The 6798-nt window shown below is 58.5% G+C and carries 6 protein-coding genes; all 6 read left to right on the top strand.

The window, feature by feature from the left end; translation table 11 throughout:
* Window positions 1–111: 111 nt before the first annotated feature.
* The 6 genes from B5F76_RS12120 to lnt all read left to right on the top strand — a co-directional run bounded on the left by B5F76_RS12120 (window position 112) and on the right by lnt (window position 6792).
* The gene (locus tag B5F76_RS12120; RefSeq protein WP_087354929.1) at window positions 112–306 is read left to right on the top strand and encodes a hypothetical protein; all 195 of its coding nucleotides are present in this window, start codon (window positions 112–114) and stop codon (window positions 304–306) included.
* A 140-nt stretch (window positions 307–446) separates the two neighbouring features.
* Window positions 447–710, top strand: a complete 264-nt coding sequence (locus tag B5F76_RS12115) for a PxxKW family cysteine-rich protein (RefSeq protein ID WP_087354936.1) — start codon at window positions 447–449, stop codon at window positions 708–710.
* 177 nt (window positions 711–887) lie between these two features.
* Entirely contained in the window at window positions 888–2132 is a 1245-nt protein-coding gene (locus B5F76_RS12110; protein ID WP_162608832.1) for a M20 family metallo-hydrolase, read from the top strand.
* Complete coding sequence (gene mnmG, locus B5F76_RS12105) at window positions 2129–4015, top strand: tRNA uridine-5-carboxymethylaminomethyl(34) synthesis enzyme MnmG (RefSeq protein WP_087354924.1); 1887 nt, start codon at window positions 2129–2131, stop codon at window positions 4013–4015. Before B5F76_RS12110 ends, mnmG begins: the two co-directional genes overlap by 4 nt.
* 182 nt (window positions 4016–4197) lie before the next feature.
* The gene (locus B5F76_RS12100; protein ID WP_087354921.1) at window positions 4198–5046 is read left to right on the top strand and encodes a hemolysin family protein; all 849 of its coding nucleotides are present in this window, start codon (window positions 4198–4200) and stop codon (window positions 5044–5046) included.
* Between the two features lie 108 nt (window positions 5047–5154).
* Window positions 5155–6792, top strand: coding sequence for an apolipoprotein N-acyltransferase (gene lnt, locus B5F76_RS12095; RefSeq protein WP_087354918.1), 1638 nt, complete (start codon window positions 5155–5157; stop codon window positions 6790–6792).
* Window positions 6793–6798: the final 6 nt, after the last annotated feature.

Here is a 6798-nt window from a genome sequence, read left to right as displayed (position 1 = left end):
AGCCTGTGGAGAGGCTCCTTGCCTCGTTGAAGCGGAACCCGCCCAGGGATCAAGCTAGCTTGTTTCCGCTGGGAATCCTCCGCCTTTAGGCGGGGGAGGATGTCAAATATTATGATGCAGGCGGGATCCGCCGAAACATGGGGCTTGCAAAGAAGGGTCAAGACCTATCTGTGCAGTGTGACAATTTGGTGTCATAGCGCAGGCCGGCCGGCAAGAAAAGAGCTTCCGCAGGGCTTGCTGCTCAGAGAGGAAGGGAAAGAAAAAGCCTGGCCAAAGGCCGGATTTGCAAAAATGGCGAAAAAATGAACTTGACAGGGAAGAGGGTGGGACTTACAGTGCCATTCCAATTTTCCGCCATGCCGCGCCCCTTTCTTGCCGTCATTCGCGCTGGCCTGGCACACAAAGCTCAAAAAAATACGTACGGCGCCCAGCGCCGGGAGGGACATATGCAGGCTCTGCAAAATGCTACCAGGACGCCCGAAGGCGTCGTCATGAACGGTTTCACCCTGTCTCCTGCCATTGACAAGTGCGAGGGCTGTGATCGCCTGCGCGAATTTGAGGGCGAGACCTTCTGTTCCAGCTACCCCAACCCCACTTCCAAGTGGAGCGGCGGTCGCTGCAACTTTGCCACCCATGTGAAGCTCGAAGTCACTGCCGCTGCCAAGGTCAACCCCCTGAAGGCATCCAAGCGTGCAGCCAAGGGCCGCTAGGCAAAATTCAAGGCATTTGCCACATATGGAAAGAGGAGGTTTTGGCCTCCTCTTTCTTTTTGTCCCATGCCGGGCCCGTCCGGGCATGGACAGTCAGGGCCCCGGGCATTGTCCGCCAGGCCCTTTTGCGCTATGTCCTGCAGCAGTTTTTTCCCACATGCCATATGCGAGGACTTTATGGTCAAGAAAGTACAGACAAGCCTGGACGAAATTCTGGACACTGTTCGCAAGAGTTCGGACCTTGTTTGCGACATACAAAAAAAGCTCACTGCCTTTCGCGCAGTGGGTCCGGAAAACGCAGGCCCCGGCGAGGCAGCCAAGGCCCGCTATGTGGAAGAGTTTTTGTGCGCCCAGGGTGTAGGCGATATTCTCCACGTGGACGCGAAGGACACAAGGGTTGAAGGAGGACTTCGCCCCAACCTTGTGGCCACCATCCCCGGAAAGAGCAAGCGTGCACTCTGGCTCTTTGCCCACATGGACGTAGTGCCCGAGGGCGAGGCAAGCCTCTGGAAGACCAATCCCTGGGATGTGGTGCAAAAGGGGGATCTCTTGTACGGGCGCGGTGTCGAGGACAATCAGCAGGCCCTCACATCCATGCTTGTCCTCGCTCATGCCCTCAATAAAGGCAATGTCACCCCCAACCTCACCCTGAAGCTTGTCTTTATAAGCGACGAGGAGTGCGGCAACACCATGGGCATGGCGCATCTTTTGGAAGAGCGCCCGGATCTTTTCAAAAAGGACGATCTGTACATCATCCCGGACAGTGGCTCGCCTGATGGAAGTCTTATCGAGATAGCCGAAAAGGGCGTATTCCGCATGAAATTCACGGTGACAGGTAGCCAGTGCCACGCCTCGACTCCCGGCAAGGGTGTCAACTCCCTGCAGGCCATGGCAAATGTGGTTATGGCCATGGACAAACTCTACGGCTTCTTCCCTGAAGAAAACCCGCTCTTCGAGCCTTCAACCTGTACCTTTACCCCTACCATGCACGAAAAGAACGTGTCTGCCACCAACATCCTGCCCGGTCAGGACATCTTCTGGATGGACTGCCGCGCCCTTCCCGGCGTAGACCCCCAAAAGGTGTACGAACAGGCCAGGGTTCTTGCCGAAAGTGCAGCCGCCTTCGTAGGCGCAACAGTGCGCGTGGAACTCGACAGCCTCACGGAAGCGTCCGAGACTCCGAAGGACGCAAAGGTGGTACAGGCCCTCTCCCATGCCCTTGGGGAAGAGGGGATTGAGCCCAGGCTCATCGGCATTGGCGGCAGCACTGTGGCCTGCCTGCTGCGCAAGACGGGGCTGTGCGCCTGCGCCTGGTCCACCATCCTCAACACCTGCCACGAGCCAAACGAGCACTCCTCCATCAGTGCCACCCTGCGTGACGCAGCAGTCTTTGCCAGAATAGTCCTTGGAGAGCATGCGTGAACGCAAACCTCTCAACTCCCTTCTTTGACTGCATAGTCGTTGGCGGAGGCCATGCCGGCTGCGAGGCAGCCGCTGCCCTCGCCCGCCTTGGACACAAGACCCTGCTTGTCACAGGCAATCTGGACAGATTAGGGCATCTTTCCTGCAATCCTGCCATAGGCGGCCTTGCCAAGACCCACATGGTGCGGGAAATCGACGCCCTTGGCGGCATGATGGGCCTTTGGGCAGACGCTTCGGCCATACAGATGCGCGTCCTCAATATGAGCAAGGGGCCGGCCGTACGGGCCACCCGCGGCCAGATGGACAGACAAGCCTATATGGCAAATGTGCGCAAGACCCTGTTCTTTCTCCCAAATCTGCGTATCTGGCAGGATCAGGTGACAGGCCTTGTGGCAGACGACAAAAGGGTGACGGGTGTGACAACAAGGGCTGGCCTGCGCTTTTATGCAAGCCACATGCTGCTCACAACAGGAACCTTCCTTTCCGGCCGCATCCACATAGGCCTTATCAACATGCCGGCAGGGCGCCTTGGTGACGAGCCTGCAACCGAACTCAGTTCCTCCCTGACAGCGCTTGGCATACAGCTTGGCCGCCTGAAGACAGGGACAACGCCGCGCCTTCTTGGCACAAGCATAGACTACGACGTTTTGGAAGCCCAGTATTCGGACGATCCTTTGCCCTGCTTCAGCTTCCACGGTCCCAGACCCTCCCTGCCCCAGATCCCCTGCTACGTCTCCTGGACCAACGAGACCACGCACGACATCATCCGCGAGGGCTTTGACAGATCCCCGCTCTTTACGGGCGTCATCCAGGGCACTGGTGCGCGCTACTGCCCATCCATAGAGGACAAGGTTGCCCGCTTCCCGCAAAGGGAGCGCCACCACGTATTCCTTGAGCCAGAGGGCCTGGACTGGGCAGAGGTCTACTGCAACGGTATCAGCACCTCCCTGCCCCTGGACATACAGGAGCGCATGATCCACTCCATCCATGGCCTTGAACACGCGGTCATGGTGCGCCCCGGCTACGCCATAGAGTACGACTACGCAAATCCCCTGCAGGTTCAGAAGACCCTTGAGACCAAGGCTGTGCCAAACCTGTGGTTTGCTGGCCAGATCAACGGAACCTCCGGCTACGAGGAGGCTGCGGCCCAGGGCATGTGGGCTGCGCTCAACATCTCCTGCCGCCTGCGCGATCTTCCGCCCTTTATGCCGCGCCGCGACGAGGCCTACATGGCTGTCCTTGTGGACGATCTTGTCACATTGGGCACACTCGAACCCTACCGCATGTTCACCTCAAGGGCAGAGCACAGACTGCTCTTGCGCGAGGACACTGCGGACATGCGCCTAACCCCCAGGGGTCGCGAGCTTGGCCTTGTGGGGGATAAGCAGTGGGAGGCCTTCGAAAGACGGCGCGAACTATGCGCCAAGGCTGACAGCTATCTGGAAACAAGGCGCCTAGGCTCAGGCACAGAGGTCAGGGGAGTTTCCGTGGCAGGCATGACCCTGGCAGATGTGCTGCGCAGGCCCGAGGTGGAGCTTTGCGAGCTTGCAGGCAAGGATACTGAGCTTTCCGCACTTTTGGAGGATGTCGACGACTTTACCCTGGGCACCATACAGGCAGATGTGAAGTACAAGGGCTATATCGAGCGACAAAGGGCCCTTGTTGCGCGCAGCCTGCGCCTTGAGGAGACCCCTCTTCCGGAAGATCTCGACTACACGGCAGTGGCGGGTCTATCCGGAGAGGTGGTGGAAAAGCTCTGCAGGGTCAGGCCGGCAAGCCTTGGACAGGCAGGCCGCATCTCCGGTGTCACGCCCGCAGCGGTGGACTGCCTTGAGATACATTTGCACAAGCTTGGGCTCTTGCGCCTTGGCAAGATGCGGTAGCACACCCAGTGCAATCGATCCCGGGGTCCGGATATCCGGACTTTCCGGGATTTTTTGTCTGTTGACCCGATCCGCCCGAACAAGTTAAGAAGAGTAAAGATTTTTTTGCGGGACCCCTTCCCGCAGCTTGCCCTTGAAAACACTTGGGGCAGGCGAAGCAACCCTCAACAAAGGAGCTGACCTTGGACAGCGACAATTCTGGCCATAGTCCCGGATTCTGGAGCCGGCTGGGACACTTTTTCGGCCACGATCCGGAAGAAAGTCTGGAACAAGCCATTATTGACGCCCGCGCAGACGGGGAAGTGGCGCCTGACCAGGAGGCAATGCTCCTGGCCATACTTCGTTTCAACAAACTGCAGGTGCAGGATACCATGACGCCGAGGGCGGACATAGACTGTGTTGCGGACGACGCCACCCTGAGCGAAGTGGCAGCGGCTGTCATGAGTTCGGGGCACTCCCGCCTGCCGGTGTACAGGGACAACAGGGACAATATCGTCGGCGTTGTCCACGCCAAGGATCTGCTCGCCTGCCTGAACGACACAGCTTCCCTGAACAACCCCGTCTCCAGCATCATGCGCGACGCATTCTTCGTGCCGGAAACAAAGAGCCTTCCCTCGCTCCTGCAGGAATTTCGCCTGCGCAAGCAGCATATTGCCGTTGCCCTGGACGAATACGGCGGCACAAGCGGCCTTGTGTCCATGGAAGACGTCCTGGAAGAGATTTTCGGCGACATCGAGGACGAGCACGACAAGCCTGCCAAGGACACCATCACGGACCTTGGCAACAATGTCTTCGAAATGTCCGCCAGGGTGTACCTCGAGGATCTGGCAGAGGTTGGCCCCACAATCACGTCCGAGGACGTGGACACCATTGGCGGCTATCTGTCCATGGAATTCGGGCACGTGCCGGCTGTCGGGGAGACCATGACCCTGGATGGCTGGATCTTCACTGTCCTTGATGCGGACAAGAAGCACGTCAAGCGCCTGCGCATGACAAGGGCCGAGGAAAAGGAAGAAGAGCCCGCTGCCTGAGCCCCGGGCTTGTGCTCTTCCCATCCCCTGGCCCTGGTGCCTTCAAATACTTCAGACCCTGCCAGGCCTGCCTGACACGGGTCTTTTTTGACGCAAGCCCCATCATACATGATAGCACATCCCAAAGCACGCTTCCTGGCTCTGACCTTCGTTGTCCTTGGCCTTTGGCTCGGCTTCCCCAACAAGCTCGTTTCCCTGCCCTTCCTGGTCCTCTTCTATCCTTTGGGCCTGGCTCTTCTTGGGAAAACAGAGCCCACCCCTAAAAAAGCCTTTCTTGCAGCCTGGCTTGCAGGAAGTCTTGGACACGTTCTTGCCCTCTACTGGCTCTACGTGCCCATGACAAACGTGGGCGGCCTGCCCCTTGCCGCTGCCATCCCCTGCGCCCTTTTGGTGTGCGTGATTCTGGCAACCCAGGCAGGGCTCTTTGCCCTTGCAAGCCGCTACTTCTGGAAGGAAGAGGTGCCTCTGACATCGCTTGCCATGGCCCTTGTCTGGTACTTTCTGGAACTGGGCTACGCACTTGTCGCAGGCTTTCCCTGGCTGCCCCTCTCGGGCGCCCTTGCCCCCCTTCCCTGGAGTCTGCAGATTGCGGACACCCTGGGTGCCACCCTTGCGGGTGCACTTTGGGCCGGCTGCGCCATGGTCATAGGTGGCGCCATCTTTGCCCAAAGATGGCAGGGCCTTGTCGCTGGCCTTGTCTGCGCTCTTCTCATTGGCGGCTACGGGATGTATCGCCTTCCGGAGAAGGCCCAGCTTGTGGGCCCGGAGGAGGCTGCCTTCCAGCTGCCAAAGCTCTCGGAGGACAAGACAGTCTTTCCTGTCCTATTGGTCGAGGGCAACATTGACCAGAACCAGAAGTGGGTGGAATCCTTCCGTACCTCCACAGTGAAGACCTATGTGGACTTGAGCCTTTTTGCAGTACAAAAGGCCAGGCAAAGGGCAAGGAACGACGAGGAAAGGCTTGCGCTTGAAAGCTATCTTTCCCGCGGGCTCATCCTCTGGCCTGAAACGGCCATGCCCTTCGATCTTGCGCGCTCGCACCATACCCGCAGCCTCATGACCATGGTCATAGAGGCAAAAATGCCCCTTCTGACCGGAGCTCCGGGCCAGGAGGCAGGCCCTGGCCGTACAAGACAGGTTTACAACCGCGTCTGGCTCCTTGACGCCAACGGCTATCCTGCCGGAAGCTACGACAAGGAACATCTGGTCCCCTTTGGGGAATACGTGCCCTCGTTCTTCCGCTGGAAGTTTCTGGAAGGTCTCTTGCAGGAAATAGGCGCCTATTCCGAGGGCACACGCACAAATCCCCTGCGCCTGGGCTCTCTTTCCCTGGGGCCCCTTGTCTGCTACGAAGCAGTCTTTCCCTGGCTTGCCCAGGAGCGCGTGGCAAGGGGTGCAAACGTTCTTGTGGACGTGAGCAACGACGCCTGGTTTGGCGACACCTCTGCCCCCTGGCAGCATCTGGCCTTGACGGGGCTAAGGGCCCTTGAACAGAACCGCTACCTTGTGCGCTGCACAAATTCCGGTATTTCCGCCATATTCGACAACCGCGGACGCCTGGTGTTCCAGGGACCACAGTTTCAGGCAGAAGCCTTGTGGGCCGAGGCAGCAACCATATCCGAAAACAGCCTCTTCCACAGATACTACATGTACATCCCCGCGGCATGCGGCATAGTACTCGCACTTCTTCTTGCATTTTTCGCACTTGCGGGAAAAAGGGCCAACATTCCATCCAAAAAGGCATAAGAAAGG

Origin of the sequence: Desulfovibrio sp. An276 (assembly GCF_002159665.1) — a bacterium.
Taxonomy (GTDB): Bacteria; Desulfobacterota; Desulfovibrionia; order Desulfovibrionales; family Desulfovibrionaceae; genus Desulfovibrio; species Desulfovibrio faecigallinarum.
This window is presented reverse-complemented; position numbering and strand designations above follow the sequence as displayed.

Coding starts and splice junctions, on each gene's coding strand:
- B5F76_RS12115 (WP_087354936.1), top strand. CDS start 447: ATGCAGGCTCTGCAAAATGCTACCAGGACGCCCGAAGGCGTCGTCATG.
- lnt (WP_087354918.1), top strand. CDS start 5,155: ATGATAGCACATCCCAAAGCACGCTTCCTGGCTCTGACCTTCGTTGTC.
- B5F76_RS12110 (WP_162608832.1), top strand. CDS start 888: ATGGTCAAGAAAGTACAGACAAGCCTGGACGAAATTCTGGACACTGTT.
- B5F76_RS12120 (WP_087354929.1), top strand. CDS start 112: ATGATGCAGGCGGGATCCGCCGAAACATGGGGCTTGCAAAGAAGGGTC.